The organism is Acidovorax sp. 59 (assembly GCF_002754175.1).
GTDB lineage: Bacteria > Pseudomonadota > Gammaproteobacteria > Burkholderiales > Burkholderiaceae_C > Acidovorax > Acidovorax delafieldii.
Map to the genome: position 1 here is coordinate 2316387 of NZ_PEET01000001.1, position 26436 is coordinate 2342822.

Sequence of the window (26436 nt, forward strand, 5' to 3'; positions counted from 1 at the left end):
TGCCACAGGCGGGCGGATAATACGCGCTTGGCCCGCTTTCCACGACAGGCGTTCGCGTAGGCGCCCCCACAATCTGCAGCATGACCAAAGCGTTTCGCCTCATCGCCTCCACCGGCATCCACAAGGGTGACCGCGAATACCAGCAAGACCAGGTGGCACTGATCTCCCATGAGCGGCACAACGGCTGCGTGCTGGGTGTGGTCGCCGACGGGATGGGTGGCCGCAGCGGCGGGCGCAAGGCGTCGGACCAGGTCATGATGACGGCGCGCCAGTTGTTCGAGCGCTATTCGCCCGACACCGACGACCCGGTGGCAATGCTCAAGAATATGGTCGAAGAGGCGCACATCGTCATTCGGCTGACCGCCATCTCGGCAGAGCAAGAACCCCACAGCACCATCGCGGCGTTTCTCATCAACCCCCGGGGTGACTGTCACTGGGTCCACGCGGGCGACTCGCGCATTTATCACTTTCAGGGCTCCCGGCTGGCGTTTCGCACCAGCGACCACTCCTATGTGCAAGCGCTGGTCGACCGAGGTGAGCTGACGGAAGCCGAAGCCAACAACCATCCCCACTCCAACATCCTGGTGGGCTGCCTGGGCACCGAAAGTGACCCGCCCATCACGACCCATGTGATTCCGCAGCTTCAGCCGGGCGATGTCTTGCTGGCCTGTAGTGACGGGGTGTGGCACTACTTTTCTCCCACCGAGCTGGCATCGGTGGTTGATTCGCTGTCCCCCCGGGAGGCGACAGAGTTCCTGATTGAAAAAGCCCGCTCCCGCGCACGTGGAGGCGGCGACAACCTGTCGCTGGTGGTCGTCAAGATCGAGGCCCTGGCCGAAGAGAAAAAGATTGCGCGCCTGACGCCCCTGGACATGGGCCGACCCTGAGGGTTTCGCCTGCTCTATTAGCCGGGAGCAGGGATAGTGCGGGGATTTCATCGGGTAGTGGCGAGACTACCCCAGCCTGCCTCCTCGTCGACTGAGGTACCTGTGATCTCCCGCCCCTTCTGATCGCCTGTCCCCGTGCGGACTTTCCCAATTCAACGCGTCGGCTCGGACGCGGCGGGCGCCGGCAAGGGCGCAGCAGGTTTGCGGCCTTGGGCCAAGGCATCGGCTCTGGATTTTTCAACCCGCGCGCGACGCTCCTCCGCAGCCTGGAGCGCTTGTTCATGTTTGACACGCGACTGGGCTGCGCGATCCGCGTTGGCGGCTGCACGTGTGGCCTGCTCAGTCGCCTGAGCTTGAGCGCGGCTGTTTAGTTGCTGCGCGCGTTGGTGCGCTTCCGTGTCGCGCTGCACCTTGGCAGCGTCCGGGTCAGCCGCTGGCTTGCGAAGCTGTGCCTCGGCACGCTTGGCCGCAGGGGGGACGGCCGTTTGCTTGTCCTCGATGGCCCGCAGGCGCTCTGCCGCTTTCTCCCTGCGCTCGGCGTCGTTGAGTTCGATTTCCTGCGCGCGCAGCCGGTCGTGGGTCTCCCGCGCCTTGACGCGTACGCCGCGCAAGCAGTCCTCTACCGCAAAGCGCTGGTAGCACACCGCCTCTTCCTGCTGGCGCCGGGCTGTCAGCGCCTCGCGTTCGCGTGCGATACGGTCACGCTCCGCCTTTCGATGCGCAGCAGCCGACGAAGACGCAGAGTTTGCCTCCGCCTCCGTGGCAGCACGGGCGGGAGCAACCAGCACAGGTACCACCGAGCAAGCCAGCACCACCAACACCGCCAACAAACACCCACCGGTCTTGCTCATGTCAACCCCGTATCCACCGTGCGGCGCTCCAGCGCCAGAAACTCCTTGGATTGCATCTCGTTGAGCCGCGACACCGTGCGTGGAAACTCGTGCGCCAGTGGCCCCTCGGTATACAGCTGCTCAGGCGGCACGGCCGCCGACAGAATGAGTTTGACCCTGCGGTCGTACAACACGTCCACCAGCCAGGTAAACCGCCGCGCTGGCGATGCCATGCTCACGGGCATGTACGGAACATCGGACAGCAGCACGGTATGGAACTGCGTCGCAATCTCCAGATAGTCGTTCTGCGACCGGGGCCCGCCGCACAGGGTCTTGAAGTCAAACCACACCACGCCGCCGGCTTTGCGCCGGGCTCGAATTTCGCGCGCCTCGATGTGCAGCACGGGATCTTCGTCATGCACTTCGGCGAGCTGGTCGAACGCCTGGTTCATCTCTGCGTCCGCCTCGGGGCCCAACGGCGTGTGATACAGCTTCACATGCTCCAGCGTCCGGCGGCGGTAGTCGGTGCCGTTGTCCACGTTGACCACTTCGAGCCGCTCATTGAGCAGGTCAATCGCAGGCAGGATGCGGTCGCGATGCAAGCCACCGGGGTACAGGTCGTCAGGTTTGAAATTGGAAGTGGTCACAAAGCCCACACCGTTGTCGAACAAAGCCACCAGCAACCGGTGCAGGATCATCGCGTCCGTGATGTCCGCCACATGGAACTCATCAAAACAGATGAGCTTGTAGCGTTTGGCAATGCGCTCGCCCAACACATCCAGCGGATTGACCGTGCCCTGAAGGGCCGCCAGTTCACGATGCACCTCACGCATGAATTCGTGAAAGTGCAAGCGCACCTTTCGCTTCAGGGGTACAGCGTCAAAAAAGCACTCCATCAAAAAGCTCTTGCCGCGCCCCACCCCGCCATACATGTAGACACCGCGGGGAATCACCGGGCGGTTGATCAGCTTTTTGATCGCGTTGGAGCGCCGAGCCTTGTACTGGGCCCACTCGTCCGCACAGCGCTGCAGGGCTTCCACTGCTCGCAGCTGGGCGGGGTCGCTTTGATAGCCTTTGGCGGCCAGCTCGGCCAGGTAAGCCTGTTTGACGGTCACTTTGCGGTTGCTCTGATACTACAAAATTGATGGCTGCAAGCGCATATTAATCATGCGCTTGCAGCCGATTGAGACCCAATATCAGAAGTTCAGCGTGCGCTTGTCCACCGCCAGCGCTGCCTCCTTGGTGGCTTCACTCAAGCTGGGGTGCGCATGGCAAATGCGTGCGATGTCTTCGCTGCTGGCCTTGAATTCCATGGCCACAACGGCCTCGGAGATCAGCTCGCTGGCCTGTGGGCCCACGATGTGCACGCCCAGGATCTCGTCGGTCTCAGCATCCGCCAGCATCTTGACCATGCCGATGGTGTCGCCCAGCGCACGTGCGCGGCCATTGGCCAGGAACGGGAAGCTACCCGCCTTGTACTTGACCCCATCGGCCTTGAGCTGCTGCTCAGTGCGGCCCACCCAGGCGATTTCGGGGCTGGTGTAGATGACCCAGGGGATGGTGTTGAAGTTGACATGGCCATGCTGGCCGGCAATGCGCTCGGCCACCGCAACGCCCTCTTCCTCGGCCTTGTGGGCCAGCATAGGGCCGCGCACCACGTCGCCCACCGCCCAGACGCCGGGCAGATTGGTCTTGCAGTCAGCATCCACCACGATGGCGCCGCGCTCGTCGAGCTGCAGACCCACCGCTTCGGTGTTCAGGCCGATGGTGTTGGGCACGCGGCCGATGGAGACGATGAGTTTGTCCACATCCAGCGACTGGGCTTCGCCCTTGGCGTTGGTGTAGGCAATGCTCACACCCTTTTTGCCGGTCTTGATCTCGCCGACCTTCACGCCCAGCTCGATCTTCAGGCCCTGCTTGTCGAAGGCCTTCTTGGCTTCCTTGGCGATCTGCTCGTCCACCGCGCCCAGGAAGGTGGGCAGGCCTTCGAGGATGGTGACTTCGGCACCCAGGCGGCGCCACACCGAGCCCATTTCCAGGCCAATCACGCCCGAGCCGATGAGGCCGAGCTTCTTGGGCACCGCGCCGACGCGCAGCGCGCCGTCGTTGGACAGCACCAGTTCTTCGTCAAACGGCGTGCCGGGCAGCGCACGGGCGTTGGAGCCGGTGGCGATGATGATCTGTTTGCCAACGATGGTCTCTTCAGCGGCACCCGCCACCTTGATCTCGTAGCCCCCTTCGGCAGCCTTCACGAACGAGCCGCGGCCGTGGAAGAAGCTGACCTTGTTCTTCTTGAACAGGTACAGGATGCCGTCGTTGTTCTGCTTCACGACGGTGTCCTTGCGGGCAATCATCTTGGCCACATCTATCTTGACGCCAGTGGCCGTGATGCCGTGCTCGGCAAAGTGCTTGTTGGCATGCTCGAAATGCTCGGACGACTGCAGCAGCGCCTTGGAGGGGATGCAACCGACGTTGGTGCAGGTGCCACCGGGTGCGGGGCCGCCCTTGTCGTTCTTCCACTCGTCGATACAGGCGACGTTGAAGCCCAGCTGGGCGGCACGGATGGCGGCAATGTAGCCACCAGGGCCGCCACCGATGACGATCACATCAAATTGTTTGCTCATGGGAAATCTCGTTCAGTCAGTTGGAGAAAGACCCACCGGCGGGCAGGACCAGAGGCCGGGCCACGCGGGTGGGTCAATGCAGTCAGGGGATCAGATGTCGAACAGCAGGCGCGATGGGTCTTCCAGCGCGTCCTTCATTGCCACCAGGCCCAGCACGGCTTCGCGGCCGTCGATGATGCGGTGGTCATAGGACATGGCCAGGTAGTTCATCGGGCGGATCACGATCTGGCCGTTTTCCACGACAGCGCGGTCCTTGGTGGCGTGCACGCCCAGGATGGCCGACTGGGGCGGATTGATGATGGGGGTAGACAGCATGGAGCCGAACGTGCCGCCGTTAGAGATCGAGAACGTGCCGCCAGTCATTTCTTCAATGCCCAGCTTGCCTTCTGCGGCCTTCTTGCCGAACTCGGCGATCTTCTTCTCGATGTCGGCGAAGCTCATCTGGTCTGCATTGCGCAGAATGGGCACCACCAAGCCACGGGGCGAGCCCACGGCGATACCGATGTCGAAGTAACCGTGGTAGACGATGTCATTGCCGTCCACCGACGCGTTCAGCACGGGGTACTTCTTGAGGGCATGCACAGCAGCCTTCACGAAGAAGGACATGAAGCCCAGCTTGGTGCCGTGCTCCTTGGTGAAGCTGTCCTGGAATTTCTTGCGCAGGTCCATCACAGGAGCCATGTTCACTTCGTTGAACGTGGTCAGGATGGCGTTGGTCGATTGCGACTGCAGCAGACGCTCGGCCACTCGGGCACGCAGGCGGCTCATGGGCACGCGCTGCTCGGGGCGGCCGCTCAGGTCTTCCTTGCCAGCGGGCGCTGCCACCTGGGGCAGTGTCTTGGAGGGCACACCGGTGGGGATCACGCTGGGGGCTGCCACGGCAGCCTTGGCGCCACCGGCCACAGCGGCCAGCACATCACCCTTGGTCACACGGCCATCCTTGCCCGAACCGGCCACAGCCGACACAGACAGGTTGTTGTCGGCGAGCAGCTTGGCGGCGGCAGGCATGGCCACATCGCCCTTGGAGCCACCGGCAGCGGCAGGGGCAGCAACAGGCGCTACGGCGGCAACTGGAGCTGCTGCTGCCGGAGCAGGAGCCGCGGCACCAGCCTTGCCTTCGGTGTCGATCTTGGCGATGAGCTGGTCGGCCACCACCGTGGCGCCGTCGCCCTGGATGATTTCAGCCAGCACGCCAGCGGACGGTGCGGGCACTTCGAGCACAACCTTGTCGGTTTCGATCTCGATCAGGATCTCGTCCACCGCCACGGCCTCACCGGCCTTTTTCTTCCAGGTCAGCATGGTGGCTTCGGCCACGGATTCGGACAGCTGGGGGACTTTGACTTCTACGATAGCCATATCAATTCTTTCGGAATGGGGTTTTGTTCTGTTGTCGGGTCGCAGCTGGCCTTACTTGGTCAGGACAAAACCCTTGAGCTTGGCAAACGCGCCGTCCACCAGCGCCTTTTGTTGTTCCTGGTGCAGGTGCGAGTAACCCACGGCTGGAGATGCCGAAGCAGCGCGGCCGGAGTAGCCCAGCTTCTGGCCTTCGAGCATGTTCTCGTGGATGTAGTGCTGCACGAAGAACCAGGCACCCTGGTTTTGCGGCTCGTCCTGGCACCACACCACGTCGGTGGCGTTGGGGTACTTCTTCAGTTCAGCGGCAAACGCCTTGTGCGGGAAGGGGTACAACTGCTCGACGCGCAGGATAACCACATCGTCGGCCTCCTTCTCTGCGCGCTTCTTCACGAGGTCGTAGTAAACCTTGCCAGAGCATGCGATCACGCGCTTGACCTTGGCAGCCTTCTTGACGATGGCTTCATCCTGCTCGGGAATCACCGTCTGGAAGCTGCCCTTGGTGAACTCGGACAGCGGCGAGGTCGCATCCTTGTTACGCAGCAGCGACTTCGGCGTCATGATGATCAGCGGCTTGCGCAGATCACGCACCATCTGGCGACGCAGCACGTGGAAGATCTGGCTGGCCGTAGTGGGTTGCACGATCTGCATGTTGGCGTCGGCAGCCAATTGCATGAAGCGCTCCAGGCGGGCAGAGCTGTGCTCTGGGCCCTGGCCTTCGTAGCCGTGGGGCAGCATGAGGGTGATGCCGTTCACCCGGCCCCACTTCACTTCGCCGGAGGCGATGAACTGGTCGATCACCACTTGGGCGCCATTGGCGAAGTCGCCGAACTGCGCTTCCCAGATCACCAGTGTGTTGGGGTCGTTCGACGCATAGCCGTACTCGAAGCCCAGGACGGCCTCTTCGGACAGGATGGAGTCGATCACAACAAACGGGGCCTGGTTGTCGGCCACGTTCTGCAGCGGCACGTAGGTACCAATGTCCCACTTCTCGCGCTTTTGGTCATGGATCACGGCGTGGCGGTGCGTGAACGTGCCGCGGCCGCAGTCTTCACCGGACAAGCGCACGGGATAGCCGCTGGCCACCAGCGAGGCAAATGCCATGTGCTCACCCATGCCCCAATCCACAGGGATGTCACCACGGCCCATGGCCGCGCGGTCGTCATACACCTTCTTCACCAACTGATGCGGCGTCACGCTCTCGGGGATGGTGGTGATCTTCTCAGCCAGGCGCTTCCACTCGGCCAGAGGAATCGCCGTGTCTCCAGCATCGGTCCACTTTTTGCCCAGGAACGGGCTCCAGTCCACCGCGTACTTGCTCTTGAAGTTGGTCAGCACGGGATCGACCGTGTGCTTGCCCGCATCCATAGCAGCGCGGTAGGCCTTGACCATGTCGTCGCCCAGTGACTCGCCCAGACCCTGCGCCGCCAGCTTATCGGCGTACAGCTTGCGTGTGCCGGGGTGTGCGCCGATCTTCTTGTACATCAGCGGCTGCGTCAGAGCCGGGGTGTCCTGCTCATTGTGACCCAGCTTGCGGAAGCAGATGATGTCCACCACCACGTCTTTCTTGAACTCCATGCGGAACTCAAGCGCGAGCTGAGTGGCCAAGACCACGGCTTCCGGATCATCACCGTTCACGTGCAGTACGGGCGACTCGATCATCTTGACGATGTCGGTGCAGTACAGCGTGGAGCGGGTGTCACGTGGATCAGACGTGGTGAAGCCGATCTGGTTGTTGATGATGATGTGCACCGTACCACCCGTGTAGTAGCCACGGGTCTGGGCCAGCGCCAGAGTTTCCTGATTGACACCTTGGCCTGCAAAGGCTGCGTCACCGTGCACCAGCACTGGCAAAACCTGCTTGCCGTGTGGATCGGCACGGCGGTCCATGCGAGCACGCACAGAGCCTTCGACCACGGGGTTCACGATTTCCAGGTGCGAGGGGTTGAATGCCAGCGACAGGTGAACCGGACCGCCGGGGGTCGTCACATCCGAGCTGAAGCCCTGGTGGTACTTCACGTCACCCGCAGGCAGGTCTTCGGGAGCGGTGTGATCGAACTCAGCGAACAGGTCCTTGGGCATCTTGCCCAGCGAGTTGACCAGCACGTTCAGGCGGCCGCGGTGGGCCATGCCGATCACGATTTCTTGTACGCCCTTGGCGCCTGCAGATTGGATGAGTTCATCCATCGCAGCAATAAAGCTTTCGCCGCCTTCCAACGAAAAGCGCTTCTGCCCCACGTACTTGGTGTGCAGGAAGCGCTCCAGCCCTTCAGCAGCCGTCAGGCGGTCAAGGATTTGTTTTTTCTTGTCAGCACCAAAGCTGGGCTTGCTGCGGATCTTTTCCAGCTTCTCCTGCCACCAGCGCTTCTGGTTCTGGTCGGTGGCGTACATGTATTCAGCGCCGATGGAGCCACAGTAGGTCTCACGCAGCGCGTTGATGAGTTCACGCAACGTCATCGACTCTTTGCCGAAGAACGTGTTGCTGGTGTTGAACACCGTTTCCTGATCAGCGTCGCTGAAACCGTAGAACGAAGGCTCCAGTTCAGGAATTGCGGGACGCTCTGTGCGCTTGAGCGGATCCAGATCGGCCCAGCGCTGACCCACATTGCGGTAAGCGGCGATCAGCTGCTGAACGGCGGTACGCTTGCGGCCCAGTTCAGAGTCGGCGCCCGTCGCAACCACAACCTTGGTGCCGCCTTGCTTGGCACGCTCGGCAAAGGCATTGATGACAGGCAGATGGGGAACGTCTTTGGCGTTGCTGCCATCCACGGCGGGGACATGCTGCAGCGCGTCAAAGTACTCGCGCCACGTATCTGGCACGCTACCGGGATTGGCGAGATAGTTCTCGTACATCTCTTCGACATAGGGCGCATTGCCGCCGAAGAGGTAAGTGTTGCCTTGGTAGGCTTGATAGACGGATGTCGTATCGCTCATATTCCGCTGACCTCCGCTTTCCTTGGGAAAGCATTAGCTGGTTGAGAAACCTTCCGCGACACGGCTGAACCGGTTGGCGGATGCGACTGTGGCTGGGGAAGGGCCTTGGTACGGGCGCCATTGTGCCACCGAACCGAAGTCCACCCCCAAAAAGTGGATCCAAACCATCGCCGCACAGCGCAAGAAGCCGCGCTGATCGACGCCTCGCGTACATTCCGGGTATCTCATTGCAAACCCTACTCCATGCCGCATCAACACCTCCAGGACAAAGCCTTTTTGCTGCTGCTCACCCTCGTCACCGTCGCGTTCGGTGCGATCCTGTGGCAGTTTCACGGAGCCGTTTTCTGGGGCGTCATCCTCGCCATTCTTTTTGCCCCACTGCACCGCAAACTGCTGCGAAAAATGCCCAAGCGGCCCACGCTCGCGGCCTTATGCACACTCGGTTTGTGCCTTGTGGTGGTGATCCTGCCGATGACGGCCATCACGGTGTCGCTCATTCAGGAGGCCACCGCAATTTACGAACGGGTGCGCTCAGGTCAAATCAATTTTGGGCTGTACCTGCAGCAGGTCATTGCTGCACTGCCAGCTTGGGCTGTCGGCCTGCTTGACCGCCTCCAACTGACCAGCGTAGGCGAGCTGCAGCAAAAGCTCTCGTCCTTCGCGGTACAGGCCAGTCAATTCGTTGCGACACAGGCGCTCAGCATCGGTCAAAACACCCTGGAGTTCATTGTCAGCTTCGGCATCATGTTGTACCTGTTGTTCTTCCTGCTGCGAGACGGAGCCAGTCTGGCACAGCGTATCGGGCAGGCCACCCCCCTGGAAGAAGCGCACAAGCGCCAGTTGGTCGGTAAATTCACGACCGTGATCCGTGCCACGGTCAAAGGCAACATTGTGGTGGCGGCTTCTCAGGGCGCGCTGGGCGGCATGATTTTCTGGATCCTGGGCATCCAGGGACCAGTGCTGTGGGGGGTGCTCATGGCCTTCCTGTCCCTCTTACCAGCTGTGGGCGCCGGGCTGATCTGGGTGCCTGTGGCCATCTACTTTCTGGCAACAGGCGCTGTGTGGCAAGGCGTGGTGCTGACTGCATTCGGCATCTGCGTGATCGGACTCGTGGACAACATATTGCGCCCCATCCTGGTGGGCAAAGACACCAAGATGCCCGACTACATCGTGCTGATCTCTACACTGGGCGGCATGGCCTTGTTCGGACTCACGGGGTTTGTGATCGGTCCAGTGATAGCTGCACTGTTCATGGCCAGCTGGGACCTTTTTTCACCACCGCCGAAGACGGACGCACCCACCCGGTGATCCCCTCCAGCCTCGGCCACATTTACCAGTCAGGGGCATCGATGGCCTTTGACTGGCGCTTTAAATGGCCGCCAAAAACAAAAGCCTCCCAAGGGAGGCTTTTGGCTGAAAACACATTCAATGATGCGCTTTGAATCGGGTGGTAGGACGTACAAGATTCGAACTTGTGACCAACGGATTAAAAGGGGCCTAAAAAACCCTTATTTTTCAATAACTTAGCTCGCCTTCGCTCGCCAAGTACCGCAGCCGCGCGCCACTAATGTCACGCCACTGGTTTTTCGATCTAAGTTGGCAATCGGCAACATTCACACGGTCGAACAACGGGTCACATAACTCTGCGATGCTAAATAATCGAGCACCTTCTTACAGGATGCACGATGAACACCGCAGGACGCCTTCTATCTATTTTCAACCGCCTTGTAGGTACGGCACGTCCTACCGATGTCTCGATGGTGAAAGTGTGGGCAGAAGTTTTTGAACTTCCCAAGGATAGTCCGCATCTTGAAGATGACGTAGTGACATGCCTTCAATCGATGAGATCAGAAATGGCATTACTACGATCAAAGCTGCAAGCTCTTGGAGCACCCGAAAACCTCATGCATCCAGGCTTTGCCCGCCTTTACGATGTCTGTTCAACCGCCTACATAAACCAAGCGTGGAACGGATTGCGTGAACAGGCTTCCAAGCCTGAAAATCGGCTTTCGTTTGAATGGGCTAACTGGGCACTTCGGGATGACTCTGAAGAGGAGATGCCAGCCGAGGAACTAGCCGCACTGCGAAGCGAAATTGATTCATTAGAAGCGAGCTTGCACGAAACTGAAATGACGCCGTACTTGCGGGGCTTCATTCAACGACAGATTGACGCCATCCGCGCCGCTTTAAGGGTGTACCGCGTGCAAGGAGTGAAGCCCATTGAAGAGGCATTGCATCAAGTAGCCGGGGCGTACACCATAGAAAAATCCCGCGTGGAAGCCGAACACGCCCAGGCATCCGAGCCCGCGAAAACGATTTTCGCCCGCGCAGGGGCAGCTATTAAAAAGACCGCTGAGATCGCGGACAGCTTAGACAAGATCAGGAAGGCAGGTGAAGGCGCCTACACACTAGCGGCAACGGTTGGGCCGCTGCTGGTCACATGGGTGAAGTCGTGACAGCTTGGTCAAGTGACCTTGCCTGAGGGTTTCGCTGAATGGAAGCGAACAGGCACCAACGCCGCGCTTCAGGCTTCCCTTCAGCCCCACTTGCATCAGTATGAATCGACCGCGGTAATTGCCGCAATCCAGGGAGTATTCCCTCGGCCCAGATGCGCTGGGCTTTAAGACTAAGAAATCGCCCGGACGAGCTGGTCGAACTTGTCCTGAATGTGACTTTCCTTAAAAACTCCATTGATAGCCTGGCGCAAAAAAACTTCAAGATCGCGCTGCGTGAGCGGCAGTATTAATCCTGCCTGGTTCTTGTTTGCAACGTTCGATATGTGACTGAGATAAGAATCCTTAATCTCCGATCCTCTAAAAGCTATTAGACCGAATCGCCCAAAGGTCGCACTGAAATAATACTGAACTTGATGGAAGTCAGAGGCACTGAGATTCTCATAATTCTTACACTCCCAGACGATTTGACTGGCGCCGTACATGTTGCGAACAATCTCCCAAAAGCCTCCTGGAGCCCGGTTTGCTGCAATCCAATCCCGTATCTCACTGCCATCATGATTTCGCACCCGAGCTTGTATGTTAGTTAGAGATCTAAAGAAGCAAAGTTGAATAATTTTTCCAACGATTTCCTCGAACTGTTTGGCTCCGGCGTGCCCCAGTGGCAAAGTTTTCAAATCCTCCAGAGTGCGAGCTAGCTCCTCTTTATACTGATTAAATCGATAGTTCTCTGGAAGATCCTCCAGGATACCTTCGTCCTTAAGTGACGTATCGTCTGCTATTTTTTGAATCAGAATCGGTCTAAGGTTTAAAGCGGGCTGATAAGTTGGATGAATCACAAAGTGCGTGGATGTATCAATCGGCAACTTTGCATTAGTATCCTTACCAGCCTCTTTGAATACTATCTTTGCGCCCCGTTTGAGTCCGAAGAATCCAATGCCATAAAGTAGTTCAACAAATCTGGGAGCCGTCGTGTAGTCAAAAATCCAACTGGCACAGTGCTTCTTAACTTTGTCATTAACAAGTAATTTGGCAATGAAATCTTCTATGCCAATGAGAGAATATTCATTACCTAGCCCATAGAAAAGCTCCAACAAAACGCTAATGTTTGCGAAATTCTCTGCAAACTCGTCTCCCAAATCCTTCAATCTACTTGTGCTGTATCTTCTGGATGCATCGTCGACATCAACGCGTAAGATTTTCTCATGTCCACCACTGATAGCCGCTTCGATGCTATAGCTAACCAACATAAGCACGTCGCGCGGACGGTGCTGGCATAGTGACATCACAGCTGCATGGCTGCTCTCTGAATCAGTCTCTTCAAAGAAGCACTTCCACGCTTCACCGCCGAGTTTTGGCTTTGTCGAAAACGGTCTTACGAGACGTCGCTCCACCAACTCCATTAGCTTTTGTTCTGACCAGTCTAAGAACACAACCGAAGTCTCTAAACGTGAAAATTCATTGTCGATTAGACGAATACGATCATAAATATTCTCTCTTATGAAAATGTAAGGACGAACAGCGGTGGTAGACGCAGTTAGTCGAACCGCGGCATGCATTAACGCCATGAGACAAATTATGGCTGATTCCGAACCGTCCCAAGATTCATCGAGTCGATCAATTAGAATCAAGGTCTTTTTCGGGGACGTGTTTAAGAGTGCGTTTATTTCATTAGTGAGTTCTTTGCTACGGTTGATCTGGCGGAGCCATAGCTTATCCTGCGAGCGTGCGTAAGCATCAAATATTTCTTGAGACAAACTAAGAACCCGCTGATCAAAATCACAGTCTTCAATGAGGTTTCGCTCTTTTGAAATAGTGGGAGGGAGCTCGCGGGAATGGATCGCCTTTGTGCTCAACAGGTGGCGCAAGCACTCGTCGATAAGCGCTCTCTCAAATGTGTGAGTAAGCGATTTGAATGGTCGTTGCCGGGTATCTCGAAATTCTTCATGAGCCAGTGGCAGTTTGAGTAGATCGAAGATTTGTGGGACCACCGAGACCGCATCTTTAGACCGCCTCAGAAGTTCATAAGTGATAGCGGTCTTTCCCGCACCACGCCGCCCTACGAAAAAGCATTTTTGAGAATTTGGGTCTAGAGCCGCTAGTGCTGCCGGCGTTGAAACAAACAGATCCGGCTCAGCTCTAATTAAATCGTATTCCGCAAAGGTCTGTCCGATCTGAATGCGTTCCAGTGCTCGCTTCGGGAGAATTATCGAGGTCATTTAAATAGTCCCTTTTAATACCAGGCGAATCTTTATTCAGAAACGCACACTCGGCTGGTGTGCGGGTGAGCAGGTCGCTTCAGGGAGTCTAACCTTGCAGACAGAGCTCGCCCTATCAATGAGGAGCGGAGTAGGCGGGCGAGCTTGGGCGAAAAACGACAGCTGTTGGACGCGCACTCTGGCTTCTGATGGCGAACTGAGACATGAGCGATCATTCCAATGATGCAGCTTGTTGTTGACACCACCTCCTCCGCTCGGCTCATCCAATTGATGGCCCCTGACTGGCTCTGGCTTCTTAGATACATCGAATCAGAGGATGGCTACATACGCTTCCCTCCTGTCTTTACGCAGTGGATCAAAAACCTCAACATAGGTAACTATCCGGGACTGTACGAAGATGAACGCGCAATCGGCGCTGTCTTGCTTAGGGCCTTTTTGTCAATCGAGCAGATCGAAGAGCTCAACGCCGAGTTAGAGCTCTGTTCTCCCGACGAACGCGGGCAGTTATTGCTCGAGTACATCAGCAACCTTGGCGACGGAATAGACGCCATCGAGCTACCTAAGACGCCAGCCGCACAAAAGCGTGCCGAAGCACAGCTTATGGCGATGTGCGACGAAGACCGGCAGCAGGCCACGGAGTTTGCCCAGCGCTTTCTCATGGGTATGCTGGCGGGCTTTTATCAGTCGTTGTCGATCATGGTGCATGGAGAAAAGCTAACCGCCTTGGTGGCACAAGCCAAGGCGGGAGACGACAAAGCGTTTGCAAAGGCCGTCCAGATCGACAAACGTATCCTGCACGCCCTGCCCTACTTCAGCGATCGCTTTGCAGCGGCGAATTCGGAAGGCCAACGCGAATTTATCGAGCTTGTCATGGCACACATGTCCAGGCCTCCCTACAAGGGGAAAATTCGACACAAAGCTTTGTACCTGGCCTTCTCCCTGTTGGACCAGATTGGCGTGCTGGACAGGATGAAGCACAGTGAACTGTTGGACCTCTGCACCCAGGCCGGGCTAGATGCCCACGCTAACCGCATCGATGACGTGAAGAACATGTCCAAGCGTCTGGCGGAATATCGCGCCTTTCAACGTCGAGGTTTGGACTTGTCCACCCCCTAAAAACCTTTTTCACGGCGTCGCCTTGATGGCTCGTCGTGTATTCAATCCATAACCGTTCCAGGAAGCCAACGTGGCATGCCTGGCGCGGATAAAGGATTGAATCCATGTCGAAGCGAAACTCTGCTGGCAAGGCCACGAAGCGCCCACAAACCCAACACCCGGCCGCGTCGGATTCGATGGGGGCGCGCGGAGCGCGCACCGGCGAATCCGATGCGGAAGGTATTGCAGGTGCGGCGCCTAGTAACACAGCACCTGATAACAGCAAATTCATCTATCAACCCCTGCGATGGGGCGTGGATAGTTTGTACCTCTCTTACCCTGGCGTCCTCTCGCCGGATCGCGTTTCTCAACTGCGCCACCTCAAATCCATAGCCCAAGGGCCAGACCATGAAGCTGCCAAAGCCCAATTGCAGTTGGGCTCCCATGTCTTCGAGGTCAAAGACAAAAGCTCCGGCCTGTTCGCGTTCACCCTGGTGGATGGCTCGTACATGATCCGCCTGGGCGCTGGCAAGTCCAAGCAGTTGCCCATGGCCTACGTCCAGGTCTCCAGCCAACTCTTGAGCCACAAGGGACCGATGGAGATTGAATCGGAGTTACGGGACCTGCTGCGCCAGTTAGGAGAGGTCCACGCTCCAAAGGTCAGCCGAGTCGATCTGTACCTCGATTTCGCGTGCGATCTAAGCATGGAAGGGTGGAGCCGAGAAGCCTGGGTCACCCGGGCTTGTGCCGTCAACCAGTACGCGGAAGACAAGACTTTCACCGGCTGGACCATCGGCGCCGGTGGCGCTCTCATGGCGCGGCTGTATCACAAGCTCCTGGAGTGCAAGAAAAGCGGGAAGGAATACCTGCTCGACCTCTGGGCGCGAGCTGGATGGGATCAGGAAATGCCCGTATGGCGGCTTGAGTTCCAATTCAAGCGCGAGGTCCTGGTCCAACTGGACTTGGACACCCTGGGCTCTGTGATGGAAAACCGTGCAGGCCTTTGGAGCTATGCCACCACTGATTGGCTGCGTCTGTGCCTCCCCACAGAAGCGGACAACACCCGCAGCCGCTGGCCTATCCATCCCCTATGGATGGCTGTGTCGTCGGTAGATTGGGGCACGCAAGGTGGCCCGTTGCTACGCAGCTACCAGGCGCTGCGGGCCCCTTCCCTCGCATGGCTCGGTGCTCGCACGCTCTCCGCTTATGCCTCCATCGGTGCGATCACAGGGATCACAGACTTCGATGCGGCGGCGCTTGAGGCCAAGAAGCACGCTTACGACGTCCTAGGCAAGCAGAACGGCGGCGGCTTAAGTGGGGTTGGCGACGAACAGTTTTTTCGCGAGAAAGTCGAGGCCCTCACACGTCTTTACAACACGCGCATGAATCCAGCGTTGCCGCCTGCGCCTGAGCCCTACCAGCGCAACGAATACGAACGCCAGTCACGAGGCTGACCATGGAAGAAACCGGCCTGCCCTTGCCTGCGGCCCGCTGTCTGTCCAAAGAACAGGCCGCAGCCTATCTCGGTATTGGCGTCACGCTCCTGGCGCAACTGGACGTGCCTAGTTTGCATTTTGGACGGCGTTGCGTGTACGACAGGGTTGACCTCGATGCCTGGCTCGAAGACCATAAGGGCGAGCGAAGGCGGGCCGGAAAGGAGAAACAGATATGGCCCGTAATGAAGGTGTCTACAAGCGGCCAGACTCCGGCCACTGGTGGATCAATGCAACGCTCCCCAACGGCAAGCGCATACGCCAAAGCTCTGGGACTGCCGACCGAGCCGACGCGGAAGCGTATTTAGCCAAACTCAAGCTGGATGCGTACCGGGAAGCCCACTTTGGGATCAAACCGGAACGCACCTGGCAAGAGGCTGTGATTCGGTACCTTGAACTCAAAAGGACGCTGAAGAGTTTTTCGGATGTGCAACGGATTTGCCGCCACCTGGACCGCTACCTGGGCGATGCTTCACTCAGACAGATCAATGGTGATCTGATCTGGAGCATCGTTCAGGGCGAGCTCAAGAAGGGCAACAAACCCGCCACGGTGAACCGCTATCTCGCCACGGTACGCAGCCTTCTTCGGATGGCCCGCGACGAATGGCAGTGGATCGACACCATGCCGAAAATCCGCCTGCTGCCTGGAGAGGTCGAGCGGGATCGGTGGTTGACGCGGGAAGAAGCGGATCGGTTGATTCGTGCATGCCCGCCTCATCTGGCGGCCCTGGTGCGGTTTGCCCTGGCAACGGGGTGCCGAGCGTCCGAGATCAAAGGCCTTGAGTGGAATCGCGTGGACCTGAGCCGGGGTACTGCCTGGCTCAATCACACGAAGAACGGCACGCCACGGGGAGTGCCCTTGAATGAAGATGCGATAGAAGTCTTGGAAGAACTGCTGGGCCAGCATCCACGCTTTTGTTTTACCTACCAGGGCAAGGCGATTGCGTGGGAGTTGACGAACTCAGCATGGCATGCGGCGCTGGCGACTGCTGGCATTCAGGATTTTCGGTTCCATGACCTGCGGCACACGTGGGCCTCATGGCATCGGCAAGCGGGAACGTCTTGCGATGAGCTCAAGGACTTGGGCGGCTGGAAATCTCGGGTGATGGTGGACCGTTATGCGAAGTACGCCACGGAACATCTGGCGGTTGCAGCCAGTCGGATTCAGCGCCTGCGGGATGAGAACGTGGTGAACCTTGTCACGTTTTCGTCACGGCCCAAAGAGAAAAGGGCCTAGCCTCTTCGGCTAAGCCCTTGATATCTCTGGTAGGACGTACAAGATTCGAACTTGTGACCAACGGATTAAAAGTCCGCTGCTCTACCAACTGAGCTAACGTCCCGACGGATTGCAGCTATCGTGTCGATTGCTGCAAAGCCTTGAATTATAGCGTCTTTTTTCCAGCCGATTTGGAATTGGTTGCAAGTTTATCGAGCACCCAGCCTGCGGCACATTGGCCGAAGGTCGCGGTCACAGCGACCACCGAGCCGTAGCCGTGGCAGTTCAAAGAACCATCGCCATCGATATTGCAGGAAGCATCTGGCGGGGCTACGGCCTCACGGCTGAAAACGCAGGTAACCCCGATCTTCTTGCCCTCCCGCGGTGCGCCGTGGTGTTTGCGCAGCTGATAGCGCATTTGGGCCAACAGCGGGTCATGGGTGGTCAGTGCGAGATCATCCACATCCACCTTGTGCGCATGCCGCTTGCCCCCTGCTGCACCCACGGTGACGTGCAGCACCCCATGGGCCTGCGCCCATATGGACAGTGCAGTTTTGGCTTTGATCTGGTCACAGGCATCAATGAGAGCGTCTACGGGCGTTTGCAGCAAGGCCGGCCAGTTTCCAGGCTCCACAAACTCCTCCACGCAATGAACGATGCAGTCCGGGTGGATTTGTGCGATGCGATCACGCATTGCCAAAACCTTGGCCTGTCCCACCGTATCGGTGAGCGCATGGATCTGTCGGTTGATGTTGGATTCAGCCACATGGTCCAAGTCGATCAGGGTAATTTGCGCGACGCCGCTGCGCGCCAGGGCCTCTGCGGCCCACGACCCGACTCCACCAATACCAACCACGGCCACGTGCGCGGAGCGAATTCTGGCTGCGCCCTGCACTCCGTAGAGCCGCTGAAGCCCACCAAAGCGGCGCTCCGAAGCGTGCTCCGCACCACCATCTGGCGCAGCCTGCCAGGCAAAAGCCACATCACCCGCCATCACTTGAGCCGCGACAGGCGTTCTTTAGCGGCCACAGCGGCCTCAGACTGCGGATAAGCCCGGATGAGGTCTTCCAGTGTCTTGCGCGCGGTGCGTGTGTCTTTGAGCTCAATCTGGCAATTGGCGATGGACAGCGCTGCCTCGGGCGCACGGGCGTGCGTGGGGGCGTCGGTCAGCATTTGCTTGAAATTGCCGATGGCTTCCTTGTACTCACGCGTAGCGTACTGGGCATTTCCCAACCAGAAACGCGCAGAGGGCACGTAGCCGCTGCGCGGATACTGCCGCACAAAGCCAGCGAAAGCGACACTTGCATCAGGGAATTTGCCGGAGCGAAAGACAGCCAGAGCCGCCTCAAAATCCCGCTTTTCGGCAGGATCTGCCTGGAAATCGCGGCCATCCACATTGACCTTGATGGGCTCAAACTGCCGCAATCGCTCATCCACACCCTGCGCGATGTCTTTCTGCCGACGCTGCAGTTCACCGACATCGCGCAACAGCTGCTCGTTCTGGCCATTGAGTTTGGCCTGCTCGGCACGCAAGGTCTCGATCTGCGTCTGCAAATCCAGCAGACTGCGGCGAAGCTGAGCGTTTTCTTCGCCCAGCTTGCGCACCTCTTCGGCAGAACGCTGCTGAGACAACTGCAGACCATCAACGCGCTGTCGCATCTCCAGGATAGCCCGTCGCGCTTCGCCGTCTTCGAAGATGGCGGCATGGGCAGAAGACAGCGACACGGCGAGCAATGCCGCCGTGGCCAGCGCCCGCAACGAGAAAACCGGTGCAGCGGATGTCATTAACGGTACGACAGTTCAGCGCGGCGGTTCTGGGCGCGTGCATCTTCGGTAGCGCCTTGGGCTGCAGGCTTTTCCTTGCCAAAACTCACGGCCTCGACCTGGCTGTCAGGCACGCCCAGCAAGCCCAGCGAACGGCGCACTGCTTCTGCGCGCTTCTGGCCCAGTGCCAGGTTGTACTCGCGGCCACCACGGTCATCCGTGTGGCCTTCGATCATGACCTTGCGGTTGGGGGCCGCTTTGATGAAGCGGGAATGCGCTTCAATCAGCGACTGGAACTCGGGTTTGATCACGTAGCTGTCGTAATCAAAGTACACGACGCGCGCGACCCCCACGGGGCCAGCACCGTCGCGGCCGGACTGGCCGAGGTCCACGCCCGCCACGCCGCTCTGCGAGGTATTGCCGGAGTTGGCACCGTTGTTGGCTCCACCCATGGTGGAGGTGGCATTTTTGTCTTCGACCGGCACATCATCCAGCTTCACGCCAGAGCTGCAGCCCGCCACGAGAGCGGCAACGGTGAGGGCAAGGGTAATACGTTTCATCATCCAAATTTCTCCTGAAGGCTTGATAACTGAAAGTGCAGATAAGTTCATTGCTTTTGGAACGGGCCCCAGTCCGGCTCGCGAATGTCGCCCGCCTGACCGGCGAGACGCGCCTTGATCTTGCCGTCCAGGGTGGTGGTCATGAGGGCTTCACGGCCCTGCTGTTGGGTGGCGTAAACAATGAGCCGGCTGTTGGGTGCAAAGCTGGGATTTTCATCGGCCGTCGTGTCAGTCACTGCATTGACAGTGCCCGTGGACAGGTCCATCACGTGCAGCTTGAATGCACCACCCACGCGGGAGATGTAGGCCAGCCAGCGACCGTCGGGACTCACGCTGGGCGAGATGTTGTAAGTGCCGGTGAAGGTCACGCGCTCCGCATTGCCACCGGACGCACCCACCTTGTAGATTTGCGGGGCACCGCCCCGGTCGCTCACAAAGAAAATGCTGCGGCCGTCGCCCGAGAACACGGGTTCGGTATCGATGCCGGCGCTTTGCATCAGGCGGCGCGGCTCGCCGCCGTTGGCATCAATGGTGTACAGCTGCGAGCCGCCATCGCGGCTCAACGTGACTGCCAGCGTACGGCCATCCGGCGCCCAAGCTGGCGCACTGTTGGAGCCACGGAAGTTCGCGATCAGGCGCCTGCGACCTGTGGCCACATCGTGCACATAGACCACCGGCTTGCGCGACTCGAACGACACATAGGCCAGTTGCCCCCCGTTGGGCGACCATGCAGGCGAGATGATGGGCTCTGGGCTGGACAGTGCGGACTGGGCGTTCTCGCCGTCGGCATCCGCGACCCAAAGGCTGTAACGGGGGCCGGTTTTGGTCACATAGGCAATGCGCGTCGAGAAGATACCGCGCTCACCCGTGAGCTTTTCGTAAATGAAGTCGGCGATGCGGTGCGACACCAGGCGCAGGTCGCCCTGCGTGACCACAAAACTCTGTCCGCCCAGGTCTTGGCCCTTGACCACATCCCACAGACGAAACCGCACATCAAAACGCCCATCGGCCAAACGCGTGACGCTGCCAGTGGCCAGCGAATCCGCACTTTTCTGGCGCCACAGTGCGACGTCTGGCCGCGCGGTTTCGTCCAGCGCTGCGCCGGAGGCGTCAATGGCGCGGAACTGCCCGCTTCGCTCCAGGTCGGCCTGAACGATGGACGCAATTTTTTGGGGCGATTGCGCCTCGCCCCGGAACGGCGCAATGGCGATGGGCAATTGGGTCAGCCCAACGCCGGTGACCTCCACACGGAACTGAGCAAGCGCTGGAATGGATGGTGAGGCGATGAGTGCGGCCAGCAACTGGCGGCGCAGGGGAAGCAGCGGAGCTGCGGAAGATGGGAGTTGGGAGATTCGATCTGTGGTCATTGGCATCCAGCAGTGGCCGAACAAGTGCCGAAAGGGCAAACCCGAATGTTACACACAGCGGCGAGCCCCCTGTGACAAACTGTGCGCGACACACCGTGCCGGACAGGCTGCGCATGGCACAAACGTAGAATCCGGGCGACATGCAAGCCACCGACACGGGCACCAAGCCCGCCACAGCCCCTACTCCCCCCACAACCTTGATGGCGCGCCTGAGGCGGCTGTCGGTGTACTTTGGCGACCAGCGAATGGCCTGGAGTCTGGCCATTGTTGCAACCTTGGTGGGTGCAATCACCGAACCCCTGATCCCTGCCCTGCTGCAGCCGCTGCTGGACAAGGGCTTTACCCAAGGCACCTTGCAGCTGTGGATGGTGCCCCTGGCAATTCTGGGGGTTTTCTTCGTCCGCGGCGTAGCCCAGTTTGTGGGTCAATATGCACTGGCGCGCATCGCCAATGAAGGCATGCTGACACTGCGTCAGGCGCTGTTTGATCGTGTTCTGGCCGCAGAAATGGGATTGTTTGCGCGCCAGTCGGCCAGCGCCCTCTCCAACACCGTGGTCTATGAAGTGCAGACCGGTGCCACGTTGCTGGTGCAGGCACTGCTCGGCCTGTCGCGCGATGGCTTCACGCTGGTCGCGCTGCTGGTCTATTTGCTGTACCTCAACTGGCAGCTCACACTGATTGTTGCCGTCGTCGTTCCGGGGGTCGCCTGGATCATGAAGACCCTGTCGCGGCGGCTGTACCACCTGACCAAGAGCAGCCAGCAGGCCACGGATGAACTGGCCTATGTGGTCGAAGAAAACGTGCTGGCGCATCGTATGGTGCGCCTGCATGGCGCGCAAGGCGGGCAGGCGCAGCGTTTTGCCGACCTGAGCCGCAGCCTGCGCCGCCTGGCTATCAAGTCCACCATCGCCTCCGCAGCCATGACACCGCTGACCCAGTTGCTGGCCGCCGCTGCGCTGTCGGTGGTGATCTGCATTGCGCTCTGGCAGAGCCGGGGTGCGGTCGATACGAAGGACGTGACCGTGGGCGGGTTTGTGTCGTTCATTACGGCCATGCTGATGCTGATCGCGCCGATCCGGCGCCTGGCGGATGTAGCCAGCCCCGTGACCCGGGGTGTCGCCGCCTTGGAGCGCGGCCTGGGGCTGCTGGGCGACACCGGCGCGGAAACCGGCGGCACCTACCGCAAGGACCGCGTGCAAGGCGCGCTCACGCTGAGCAACGTCACCGTATCGTTTGGCGCCGACCACGCCCCCGCCTTGGATGGGGTCAGCCTGCAGGTGGCCCCGGGCGAGATCGTGGCACTGGTGGGGCCCTCTGGCGCCGGCAAGACCACGCTGGTCAACCTGCTCCCGCGTTTTGTCATGCCTTCGGCGGGCACCATCGCGGTCGACGGGCATGCCTTGCCGGACTGGGACCTGCCCTCCCTCCGGTCGCAATTTGCCATGGTGAGCCAAGACGTGGTGATGTTCAATGACACCATCGCCACCAATGTGGCGCTGGGCCAGGCCGTGAACGAAACCCGCGTGCTGGAATGCCTCGCTGCCGCCAATCTCGCTGAGCACGTGGCCGGTCTGCCACAGGGCATCCACACGGTGGTGGGGCACAACGCTACGCAGTTGTCCGGTGGGCAGCGTCAGCGGCTGGCCATTGCACGGGCCCTGTACAAGGACGCTCCCATCCTCATCCTGGACGAGGCGACGTCTGCCCTGGACACCGAATCGGAACGCCTGGTGCAAGAGGCCCTACAGCGCCTGATGCAGGGCCGCACGACCCTGGTCATTGCACACCGGCTGTCCACCATCGAGCATGCCGACCGCGTGGTGGTGATGGAGCGCGGGCGCATCGCCGAGCAAGGCACCCACAGCGAGCTGATGGCGCAGGGTGGGCTGTATGCGCGGCTGCAGACACGCGCCGCGTCGGGCACAGGGGCCATCGCCGAATAAGCACGCACGGCCCACCAGGGTGGCCGCCGATGGCTTCAATGCAGCCGCCGTGCTCCGCCTTGCACCAGCGTGCTGCCGTCGCCTGCTGTGGTTACCACTTGCCCCGGTTGGGCTGGCGGCGGCGGATGGCCACGGCGATTCTTTCTGCAGACTCGGTACGGCTCACACGCAAGGCGAAATCGGCGGCGGTCAAGCCCAGCTGGTTCTTGAGCGTGGGATCGGCACCTTCGTCCAGCAGCAGTTGCACCGCCTCGGTAGAGCCGTAATGCGCCGACATCATCAGCGGCGTGGTGCCGTTGGGCGATGCTGCATCGATGTAGGCGTGGTTTTCCAGCAGCAATGAAATGATCACGGCATGCTGCGGCGAACCTGCCGACGCGGCGTAGTGCAATGGTGTCCACCCCGTCTTGTTGACATCGGCATCGCGCGCGATGAGCGCCTTGACGGCCTCCACGTTGCCCTTGATGGCAGCCATCATCAACGGGCTTTCGTCCTTGGCATTGCGGGCCTCCACATTCAGCCGACGGGATGCCAGCAACGCAGCAACGGCCTTGTTCGCGCCGTTTTGCAGGGCAATCATGAGCCCCACCTGCCCCTTGGGATCACGGGTGTTCGGATCAAACCCCCGGCGCAGCAGCGCAGTGATTGCATCACCGTCATCGCGCAGGACGGCCACAAAAAAATCTTCATAGGCACCGGCCCAGGCCCGGACTGACACCAGGCCCAACGCCACGGCGGCCAAAGCAGAACGTCGTTGCAGGCTCATGCCATCACCTCAGGGAACAAGCGGTCGAAATTGCGGCTGGTGGCCTCCGCCACCACCTCCAGCGTGAGGCCCTTGGTCTCGGCCACCTGCCGGGCCACATGGGGCACATACGATGGATTGTTGGTCTTGCCACGGTAGGGCACCGGGGCCAGGTAGGGGCTGTCGGTCTCGATGAGCATGCGGTCCAGCGGCACAAAGGCCACCACGTCGCGCAGCTCCTGCGCGCTCTTGAAGGTGACGATGCCCGAGAACGAGATGTAGTAGCCCCGATCCAGCGCGGCCCGCGCAACCTGCATCGATTCGGTAAAGCAGTGGAAAACGCCGCCCGCCAGATTGCCTGCGCCATCCTCGCCCTCTTCCTGCAGGATGGCCAGCGTGTCGTCGGAGGCACTGCGCGTGTGGATGATGAGGGGCTTGCCACAGGCGCGCGCCGCGCGGATGTGGGTGCGGAAGCGGTCGCGCTGCCACTCCAGGTCGGCAATGCTGCGCCCGCCCTTGCGATCTTCCATGCCGTAGTAGTCCAGGCCGGTCTCGCCAATCGCCACCACGCGGGGCAGCGCCGCGCGGTCCAGCAGATCCTGCACGCTGGGCTCGGTCACGCCCTCGTTGTCGGGGTGCACGCCCACCGTGCTCCAAAAGTTGTCATGGGCCAGGGCCAGGGCGTGCACGCCCTCGAACTCTTCCATGGTGGTGCAAATGCACAGGGCCCGGGTGACCTGCGCCTCGGCCATGGCCTGGCGGATGGCGGGCAGCTGGCTGACCAGTTCCGGGAAGTTGAGGTGGCAGTGCGAATCAGTGAACATGTGATGAAAAACAAAAAAGCCGACCAGCCAGCGCGGGTCGGCACGGGGGCGGCGGTGGCGCGGTCAGATCGTCTGGGTAGGACGGTCGGAGCCCAGCGCAGTTCCCAGCAATTCCTCGATCTTGGCCTTGAGCTGGCGGGATTTTTCGTCCTTGGGGAACTGGATGCCCACGCCCTGGGTGCGGTTGCCTGCAGCACGGGCCGGTGTCACCCAGGCCACGCGGCCTGCCACGGGGTAGCGCTGCGTGTCGTCGGGCAGGGTCAGCAGCACATACACATCGTCGCCCAGCTTGTAGTCGCGCTGGGTGGGCACGAAGATGCCGCCTTCGGCAAAAAAAGGAATGTAGGCAGCGTAGAGAGCGGCCTTTTCCTTGATAGCCAGCTGCATGACGCTGGGACGGGGCGCGGTGGATGGACTGCTCATGGGTGGGTGTGCGGCTTAGTGTCTGGAGTGTAGGGTGTTTCGCGCCTGGGCGACAAGCGCCTCCAGCATGAGCCCGCCATTGAACGGGTGGTCTGCCGTGCGCGCCGCCTTGGACAGTGCGCGAGACCAGCGTGTGAGCGCACCCAGTGGCGGCGTCTTGGGCAGGTCGGCCTGCGCAAAGTAGCGCGGCGCGGCGCCCACGCTGGCGGCCAGCAGGTCGTGGCAGAGCTTTTGCAGCGCGTCGATCACCTGGGCCGGGGCCCAGTCGCCCAGCGCCGTCACATCGCCCCGTGCCACCGCCTGCGGCAAGGCAGACCAGGCTTGCGGGCTGCGGCCGGACTGGGCCAGCGCCAGGGCATCCTCGGGCCGCCCGCCTGCCGCGCGCAGAAACGACACTGCCGCATCCCGGGCCACGCCCTGGGCCTGCAACCAGGCCAGGCTGTCGGCCTCCACAGGCCAGACCATGGTGTGGCCCAGGCAGCGGCTGCGGATGGTGGGCAGCAGCTGGTGCGCAGCCTCGCTGGCCAGCACAAAACGCACGTCGCCCGGCGGTTCTTCCAGCGTCTTGAGCAGCGCGTTGGCCGTGACATGGTTCATCTGCTCGGCGGGGTAAACCAGCACGGCCTTGCCTTTGCCACGCGCCGAGGTGCGCTGCGAAAACTCCACCGCATCGCGCATGGCCTCCACGCGGATCTCGCGGCTGGGCTTGCGCTTTTTGTCGTCAATGTCGGCCTGGGCCTTTTCCGACAGAGGCCAGCCCAGCGCCATCATCTGCACCTCGGGCATCAGCACGCACAGGTCGGCATGGGTGCGCACGTCGATGGCGTGGCAGCTGCCGCAGTGGCCGCAGGCGCCCTGCTCTGTCGGCGCATCGCACAGCCACGCGCGCACCATTTCCAGCCCCAGGGTGTATTGCCCCAGACCCGACGGCCCCTGCAACAGCCACGCGTGGCCGCGCTGGGCCAGCAGGCTGGTGCGCTGCGCAGCGATCCAGGGCGCCAGGGCCACGGCGGTCTCGCTCATTGCGCCCCTCCCTGCGTAGCCACCATGATGGCAAGCCAGCCCTTGCGCACAAACACGCTGGTGAGCTGCTGCCACACGCGGTGGCGGTCCTGCGCCGCATCCAGACGCGCAAACCGCTGCGGTGCAGCGGCTGCGCGGTCTGCATAGCCCTGGGCGACGCGGCGGAAGAACTCGACCGGTTGGGCCTCGAAGCGGTCAGGCACACGCGCACCGGCCAGCCGCTCGGCCGCCACCTCGGGCGCCAGGTCAAACCACACCGTCAGGTCGGGTTCACGCATCAAACTGGTCTCAGGCGCTAGTCCCGTCTGCGCCAGGCGCTCTAAAGTTGATAGCACACCCAGATCGAAGCCCCGCCCCGCGCCCTGGTAGGCAAAGGTGGCGTCGGTGAACCGGTCGCACAGCACCACGTCGCCACGGGACAGCGCGGGCTCGATCACGTTGCGCAGATGGTCGCGGCGGGCCGCAAAGATCAGCAAGGACTCGGTGAGCGCATCCATCGGGTCGTTCAGGACCATCTCGCGCAGCTTTTCGGCCAGCGGCGTGCCACCGGGCTCGCGGCTCACGGTGACAGTACGGCCCTGGGTGCGGAAGGCCGCGGCCAGGCCTTCGATGTGCGAGGACTTGCCCGCACCGTCGATGCCTTCAAACGTGATGAACAGACCGGGTCGTGACATGGGCGCCTT

The 26436-nt window shown here is 60.4% G+C and carries 22 protein-coding genes and 1 tRNA gene; 7 read left to right on the forward strand and 16 right to left on the reverse strand.

Annotation, left to right across the window (positions count from 1 at the left end; translation table 11 throughout):
• Positions 1 to 80: 80 nt before the first annotated feature.
• Positions 81 to 887 carry a PP2C family serine/threonine-protein phosphatase gene (locus CLU87_RS10415; protein ID WP_015013904.1) on the forward strand — a complete coding sequence of 269 codons (807 nt, stop codon included), beginning with the start codon at positions 81 to 83 and terminating at the stop codon, positions 885 to 887.
• A 152-nt stretch (positions 888 to 1039) separates the two neighbouring features.
• On the opposite strand, the gene CLU87_RS10420 is transcribed toward CLU87_RS10415, so the two are convergent.
• The 5 genes from CLU87_RS10420 to CLU87_RS10440 form a co-directional block, all read right to left on the reverse strand.
• Positions 1040 to 1738, reverse strand: coding sequence for a hypothetical protein (locus CLU87_RS10420; RefSeq protein WP_099730409.1), 699 nt, complete (start codon positions 1736 to 1738; stop codon positions 1040 to 1042).
• The gene (gene zapE, locus CLU87_RS10425) at positions 1735 to 2832 is read right to left on the reverse strand and encodes a cell division protein ZapE (RefSeq protein WP_099730410.1); all 1098 of its coding nucleotides are present in this window, start codon (positions 2830 to 2832) and stop codon (positions 1735 to 1737) included. Before zapE ends, CLU87_RS10420 begins: the two co-directional genes overlap by 4 nt.
• Before the next feature lie 81 nt (positions 2833 to 2913).
• Complete coding sequence (gene lpdA, locus CLU87_RS10430) at positions 2914 to 4341, reverse strand: dihydrolipoyl dehydrogenase (protein ID WP_099730411.1); 1428 nt, start codon at positions 4339 to 4341, stop codon at positions 2914 to 2916.
• Positions 4342 to 4431: 90 nt separating this feature from the next.
• Positions 4432 to 5697 (reverse strand): 2-oxoglutarate dehydrogenase complex dihydrolipoyllysine-residue succinyltransferase, encoded by a 1266-nt coding sequence (odhB, locus tag CLU87_RS10435; protein ID WP_099730412.1) that lies wholly within the window; start codon positions 5695 to 5697, stop codon positions 4432 to 4434.
• Between the two features lie 51 nt (positions 5698 to 5748).
• Entirely contained in the window at positions 5749 to 8628 is a 2880-nt protein-coding gene (locus CLU87_RS10440; RefSeq protein ID WP_056063390.1) for a 2-oxoglutarate dehydrogenase E1 component, read from the reverse strand.
• 243 nt (positions 8629 to 8871) lie between these two features.
• Between CLU87_RS10440 and CLU87_RS10445 the strand changes: the two genes are divergently transcribed.
• A complete protein-coding gene (locus CLU87_RS10445; RefSeq protein WP_099730413.1) occupies positions 8872 to 9936 on the forward strand; it encodes an AI-2E family transporter in 1065 nt (354 codons plus the stop codon).
• A gap of 377 nt (positions 9937 to 10313) precedes the next feature.
• On the forward strand, positions 10314 to 11084 hold the full coding sequence (locus CLU87_RS23150) for a hypothetical protein (RefSeq protein WP_143227270.1): 771 nt from the start codon (positions 10314 to 10316) through the stop codon (positions 11082 to 11084).
• A 170-nt stretch (positions 11085 to 11254) separates the two neighbouring features.
• Here CLU87_RS23150 and CLU87_RS10455 read toward each other — a convergent pair whose 3' ends face one another.
• Positions 11255 to 13300, reverse strand: a complete 2046-nt coding sequence (locus CLU87_RS10455) for a P-loop ATPase, Sll1717 family (protein WP_099730415.1) — start codon at positions 13298 to 13300, stop codon at positions 11255 to 11257.
• A 219-nt stretch (positions 13301 to 13519) separates the two neighbouring features.
• Here CLU87_RS10455 and CLU87_RS10460 point away from each other — a divergent pair, with 219 nt between their 5' ends.
• The 3 genes from CLU87_RS10460 (at position 13520) to CLU87_RS10470 (ending at position 17125) form a co-directional block, all read left to right on the forward strand.
• Positions 13520 to 14416: a hypothetical protein gene (locus CLU87_RS10460; protein ID WP_099730416.1), complete on the forward strand. Its 897-nt coding sequence runs from the start codon at positions 13520 to 13522 to the stop codon at positions 14414 to 14416.
• A gap of 104 nt (positions 14417 to 14520) precedes the next feature.
• Complete coding sequence (locus tag CLU87_RS10465; RefSeq protein WP_143227271.1) at positions 14521 to 15849, forward strand: replication initiation factor; 1329 nt, start codon at positions 14521 to 14523, stop codon at positions 15847 to 15849.
• Positions 15850 to 16063: 214 nt separating this feature from the next.
• Entirely contained in the window at positions 16064 to 17125 is a 1062-nt protein-coding gene (locus tag CLU87_RS10470) for a site-specific integrase (protein ID WP_099730418.1), read from the forward strand.
• Positions 17126 to 17152: 27 nt separating this feature from the next.
• Here the strand turns inward: CLU87_RS10470 and CLU87_RS10475 are convergent.
• The 5 genes from CLU87_RS10475 to tolB all read right to left on the reverse strand — a co-directional run bounded on the left by CLU87_RS10475 (position 17153) and on the right by tolB (position 20795).
• A tRNA-Lys gene (locus CLU87_RS10475) sits at positions 17153 to 17228 on the reverse strand.
• A gap of 42 nt (positions 17229 to 17270) precedes the next feature.
• Complete coding sequence (locus CLU87_RS10480) at positions 17271 to 18098, reverse strand: ThiF family adenylyltransferase (RefSeq protein WP_233194288.1); 828 nt, start codon at positions 18096 to 18098, stop codon at positions 17271 to 17273.
• Positions 18098 to 18889: a tol-pal system protein YbgF gene (ybgF, locus tag CLU87_RS10485; RefSeq protein WP_099730419.1), complete on the reverse strand. Its 792-nt coding sequence runs from the start codon at positions 18887 to 18889 to the stop codon at positions 18098 to 18100. Before ybgF ends, CLU87_RS10480 begins: the two co-directional genes overlap by 1 nt.
• On the reverse strand, positions 18889 to 19431 hold the full coding sequence (gene pal, locus CLU87_RS10490; RefSeq protein ID WP_099730420.1) for a peptidoglycan-associated lipoprotein Pal: 543 nt from the start codon (positions 19429 to 19431) through the stop codon (positions 18889 to 18891). Before pal ends, ybgF begins: the two co-directional genes overlap by 1 nt.
• A gap of 44 nt (positions 19432 to 19475) precedes the next feature.
• A complete protein-coding gene (gene tolB / locus CLU87_RS10495) occupies positions 19476 to 20795 on the reverse strand; it encodes a Tol-Pal system beta propeller repeat protein TolB (RefSeq protein WP_099730421.1) in 1320 nt (439 codons plus the stop codon).
• Between the two features lie 140 nt (positions 20796 to 20935).
• On the opposite strand from tolB, the gene msbA reads away from it, so the two are divergent.
• Positions 20936 to 22738, forward strand: a complete 1803-nt coding sequence (gene msbA / locus CLU87_RS10500) for a lipid A export permease/ATP-binding protein MsbA (RefSeq protein WP_099730422.1) — start codon at positions 20936 to 20938, stop codon at positions 22736 to 22738.
• A 91-nt stretch (positions 22739 to 22829) separates the two neighbouring features.
• Here the strand turns inward: msbA and CLU87_RS10505 are convergent, their stop codons facing one another.
• From CLU87_RS10505 to tmk, 5 genes are all read right to left on the reverse strand, one after another.
• Positions 22830 to 23504 carry an ankyrin repeat domain-containing protein gene (locus CLU87_RS10505; RefSeq protein ID WP_099730423.1) on the reverse strand — a complete coding sequence of 225 codons (675 nt, stop codon included), beginning with the start codon at positions 23502 to 23504 and terminating at the stop codon, positions 22830 to 22832.
• A complete protein-coding gene (locus CLU87_RS10510) occupies positions 23501 to 24307 on the reverse strand; it encodes a TatD family hydrolase (protein ID WP_056744435.1) in 807 nt (268 codons plus the stop codon). Before CLU87_RS10510 ends, CLU87_RS10505 begins: the two co-directional genes overlap by 4 nt.
• Positions 24308 to 24370: 63 nt before the next feature.
• Entirely contained in the window at positions 24371 to 24730 is a 360-nt protein-coding gene (locus CLU87_RS10515) for a PilZ domain-containing protein (RefSeq protein WP_015013859.1), read from the reverse strand.
• A 15-nt stretch (positions 24731 to 24745) separates the two neighbouring features.
• The gene (locus CLU87_RS10520) at positions 24746 to 25753 is read right to left on the reverse strand and encodes a DNA polymerase III subunit delta' (RefSeq protein ID WP_099730424.1); all 1008 of its coding nucleotides are present in this window, start codon (positions 25751 to 25753) and stop codon (positions 24746 to 24748) included.
• Positions 25750 to 26427, reverse strand: a complete 678-nt coding sequence (tmk, locus tag CLU87_RS10525; protein WP_099730425.1) for a dTMP kinase — start codon at positions 26425 to 26427, stop codon at positions 25750 to 25752. Before tmk ends, CLU87_RS10520 begins: the two co-directional genes overlap by 4 nt.
• Positions 26428 to 26436 lie beyond the last annotated feature (9 nt).

Excerpts from the sequence above, each read along its gene's own strand:
- CLU87_RS10415 (WP_015013904.1), top strand. The coding sequence starts at position 81 with ATGACCAAAGCGTTTCGCCTCATCGCCTCCACCGGCATCCACAAGGGT.
- CLU87_RS10420 (WP_099730409.1), bottom strand. The coding sequence starts at position 1,738 with ATGAGCAAGACCGGTGGGTGTTTGTTGGCGGTGTTGGTGGTGCTGGCT.
- lpdA (WP_099730411.1), bottom strand. The coding sequence starts at position 4,341 with ATGAGCAAACAATTTGATGTGATCGTCATCGGTGGCGGCCCTGGTGGC.
- odhB (WP_099730412.1), bottom strand. The coding sequence starts at position 5,697 with ATGGCTATCGTAGAAGTCAAAGTCCCCCAGCTGTCCGAATCCGTGGCC.
- CLU87_RS10440 (WP_056063390.1), bottom strand. The coding sequence starts at position 8,628 with ATGAGCGATACGACATCCGTCTATCAAGCCTACCAAGGCAACACTTAC.
- CLU87_RS10445 (WP_099730413.1), top strand. The coding sequence starts at position 8,872 with ATGCCGCATCAACACCTCCAGGACAAAGCCTTTTTGCTGCTGCTCACC.
- CLU87_RS23150 (WP_143227270.1), top strand. The coding sequence starts at position 10,314 with ATGAACACCGCAGGACGCCTTCTATCTATTTTCAACCGCCTTGTAGGT.
- CLU87_RS10455 (WP_099730415.1), bottom strand. The coding sequence starts at position 13,300 with ATGACCTCGATAATTCTCCCGAAGCGAGCACTGGAACGCATTCAGATC.
- CLU87_RS10460 (WP_099730416.1), top strand. The coding sequence starts at position 13,520 with ATGATGCAGCTTGTTGTTGACACCACCTCCTCCGCTCGGCTCATCCAA.
- CLU87_RS10465 (WP_143227271.1), top strand. The coding sequence starts at position 14,521 with ATGTCGAAGCGAAACTCTGCTGGCAAGGCCACGAAGCGCCCACAAACC.
- CLU87_RS10470 (WP_099730418.1), top strand. The coding sequence starts at position 16,064 with ATGGCCCGTAATGAAGGTGTCTACAAGCGGCCAGACTCCGGCCACTGG.
- CLU87_RS10480 (WP_233194288.1), bottom strand. The coding sequence starts at position 18,098 with ATGGCGGGTGATGTGGCTTTTGCCTGGCAGGCTGCGCCAGATGGTGGT.
- ybgF (WP_099730419.1), bottom strand. The coding sequence starts at position 18,889 with ATGACATCCGCTGCACCGGTTTTCTCGTTGCGGGCGCTGGCCACGGCG.
- pal (WP_099730420.1), bottom strand. The coding sequence starts at position 19,431 with ATGATGAAACGTATTACCCTTGCCCTCACCGTTGCCGCTCTCGTGGCG.
- tolB (WP_099730421.1), bottom strand. The coding sequence starts at position 20,795 with ATGACCACAGATCGAATCTCCCAACTCCCATCTTCCGCAGCTCCGCTG.
- msbA (WP_099730422.1), top strand. The coding sequence starts at position 20,936 with ATGCAAGCCACCGACACGGGCACCAAGCCCGCCACAGCCCCTACTCCC.
- CLU87_RS10505 (WP_099730423.1), bottom strand. The coding sequence starts at position 23,504 with ATGAGCCTGCAACGACGTTCTGCTTTGGCCGCCGTGGCGTTGGGCCTG.
- CLU87_RS10510 (WP_056744435.1), bottom strand. The coding sequence starts at position 24,307 with ATGTTCACTGATTCGCACTGCCACCTCAACTTCCCGGAACTGGTCAGC.
- CLU87_RS10515 (WP_015013859.1), bottom strand. The coding sequence starts at position 24,730 with ATGAGCAGTCCATCCACCGCGCCCCGTCCCAGCGTCATGCAGCTGGCT.
- CLU87_RS10520 (WP_099730424.1), bottom strand. The coding sequence starts at position 25,753 with ATGAGCGAGACCGCCGTGGCCCTGGCGCCCTGGATCGCTGCGCAGCGC.
- tmk (WP_099730425.1), bottom strand. The coding sequence starts at position 26,427 with ATGTCACGACCCGGTCTGTTCATCACGTTTGAAGGCATCGACGGTGCG.